This is a genomic window from Promicromonospora kroppenstedtii DSM 19349 (assembly GCF_000515355.1).
GTDB classification, from domain to species: domain Bacteria; phylum Actinomycetota; class Actinomycetes; order Actinomycetales; family Cellulomonadaceae; genus Promicromonospora; species Promicromonospora kroppenstedtii.
Window position 1 is genome coordinate 72808 of sequence record NZ_KI911686.1, and the last position, 2224, is coordinate 75031.

Consider the following 2224-nt stretch of genomic DNA (forward strand, 5'->3'; position numbering starts at 1 on the left):
CGGCCCGGTCGACGGTGTGCTGCGGCTGGGCGACGCCCCGGGCTTCGGCATCCCGGTGCCCGAGGACGCGCACCTGCGGCCGATCGGCTGATCCGGCGCCGGCCGCCGGCGTCGGACACGGAACGAGGGCCGGGGCGTCGCTCGCGCGATGCCCCGGCCTTCGTCCTCCTCCCGTGCCGCCTACTTCTGCGCGGTGCTCAGGTCCGCGACCTCTCGGATCGCGTCGCCGATCGCGTGGAAGTCCTTGCTGAGGATCGCCCCGTGGTTGCTGGCGACCTTCGCGCTGATCTTGATGTTCGGGTTGTCGGCGGTCGCCGCCTCCAGACCGGCCCGGATCTGCTCCTGCTCGTCGCCCTTGCTGCCCAGGGACGTGCCCGAGGCCACGACGTACCGGACCGGGACGCGGATGTCGTTCAGCACCGGCGCCAGGGCCGCCTCCCGGGACACCTTGCCGAGCTCGATGTTGCTCTCGGCCTGCTGCGCCGCCGACATCCGCGGGGTGATGCCGGTGATCCGCAGCGGGACCGTGAACCAGCTCATCCGGCGGAAGAGCTTGCGGATCCGCACCTCCATCGCGTCGTCGAGCCAGTCGTGCGGGAAGGCACCGTCGACCAGGACCGCACCCAGGGTGCGCTCCGGGTTGCGCTGCGCCCAGTGGGCGGCGACCACGGCCCCGTAGGACCAGCCCACCACCAGGGCCTTCTCCACGCCGCGGGCGGCGAGGACGGCATCGACGTCGCGGACGGCGGCCTCGAAGGAGTAGTCGGCCGACGTCCCGGACTTCTTGCCGCGAGCCCGCTCGTCGAAGGTGATGTGCCGGTAGCCGCTGCCCAGGTCGGCGAGGGTCTTCCGCCAGTAGCCCTGCGTGGCGAACTGGCCGTTCAGGAAGACGACCGGGAGGCCCGGGCCGCCGGTGTCGGTCACGGCCAGCGCGGTGTCGTCGACCGGCACCAGGCCGGACCACGCGGTGCTGGTCGAGGAAGCGCTGTCGTTCGTCATGTTCTCCACCTGTCGGTTCGTGGTGCGGGAAGTGGTGCTGGTCGGTGCGCGGTGCGCGGGTGATGCCCGGTCCGGGCCCTGCGGCCCGGACCGGTCGGATCAGAGGCTGCTGGCGGTGATGTCGCCGTGGGCGGTGGTCGCGCGGATGTCGAGCACGGCGGCGCCGTCGTTCTTGAGGGTGTTGCTGATGCGGCCGAGGGTCGTACCGGCGTCGAGCGTGGCCGAGACGCCGGCGCTCGTGGCGACCGTGATGTCACCGGACTGGGTGCTCAGCACGACCGAACCGCGCGTCGCCTCGGCGATGCGGATGTCACCGCGGGCGGTGCTGATCTCGGCGGCGCCGGTGAGCCGGCCCACCTCGACGTCGCCGTCGATCGCGGTGAGGCGGAGCGTCGCCGCCTCGTCGACCTTGATCTGCTGGTACGCGCCGTCGAAGACGACGTCGCCCAGGCGGCCGACAGCGCGCAGCTCGGCGGCGTCGGACCTGCCCTCGAGACCCGACCCGGCGGGGAGCTGGACGGTGACCTCCACGGAACCCGCGTGGCCGACGAGCTTGTTGCGCGGCTCGGCGGTGCGGATCTGCAGCACGCCGTCGGTGAAGGTGACGGTGGTCTGCTCGGCGGTCTGGACGTCGCGGTTCTTGGCCGGGTTGGTGGGCCGGATCTCGACGGTGGTGTCGGTGCGGTCTGCGGCGATGAGCTGGACCCGTCCGGCGGGGATCTCGACGACGGCGGAGATCGCGGCGGGGGTGGCGAAGTTCTGCATGGTGATCGACTCCTGTGCTGGCGGCTTCCCTGTGTTTCTGACATCGCAAACGCTACGTTGCTTTCCAGAACCAAGCAACATACTTGTTGCGTTCTGGTTGTGTTCACGCAGGTCAGCAGCACAAAACTGTTGCAACAGACAAGAAAGTAACGCAACGCAACGCTCGGTTGCATTGCAATGGAGTGGAAGTGAACGCTATGGTGGGCAGGCAGGTACCACCCCCAGTTCACCGGAGGAGACCGTCATGCCGGGAGGCCGACTCACCAGGCAGGAGCGCCAGCAGATCGCGCTGGGGCTGGCCGACGACCTGTCCTACGCCGAGATCGCCCGGCGTCTGGACCGCCCGACCTCCACGGTCACGCGCGAGGTGCTGCGCAACGGCGGCCCCACCGGCTACCGCGCCGAGGTGGCGCACCGCGCCACGGAGCGCCGGGCCCACCGCAGCCGGCAGGCCACGCCC

3 protein-coding genes are annotated in these 2224 nt (G+C 70.8%); 1 reads left to right on the plus strand and 2 read right to left on the minus strand.

Annotation, left to right across the window (positions count from 1 at the left end; translation table 11 throughout):
- Nucleotides 1-180: 180 nt before the first annotated feature.
- Together PROKR_RS14965 and PROKR_RS14970 are read right to left on the minus strand one after the other, a co-directional pair.
- Nucleotides 181-999 (minus strand): alpha/beta fold hydrolase, encoded by an 819-nt coding sequence (locus PROKR_RS14965; RefSeq protein WP_036964655.1) that lies wholly within the window; start codon nt 997-999, stop codon nt 181-183.
- 99 nt (nt 1000-1098) lie between these two features.
- Nucleotides 1099-1764: a DUF4097 family beta strand repeat-containing protein gene (locus PROKR_RS14970; RefSeq protein ID WP_036964440.1), complete on the minus strand. Its 666-nt coding sequence runs from the start codon at nt 1762-1764 to the stop codon at nt 1099-1101.
- Between the two features lie 244 nt (nt 1765-2008).
- Here PROKR_RS14970 and PROKR_RS14975 point away from each other — a divergent pair.
- Nucleotides 2009-2224, plus strand: a 216-nt coding sequence (locus PROKR_RS14975; protein WP_036964441.1) for a helix-turn-helix domain-containing protein, incomplete at its 3' end; no start/stop codon positions are given.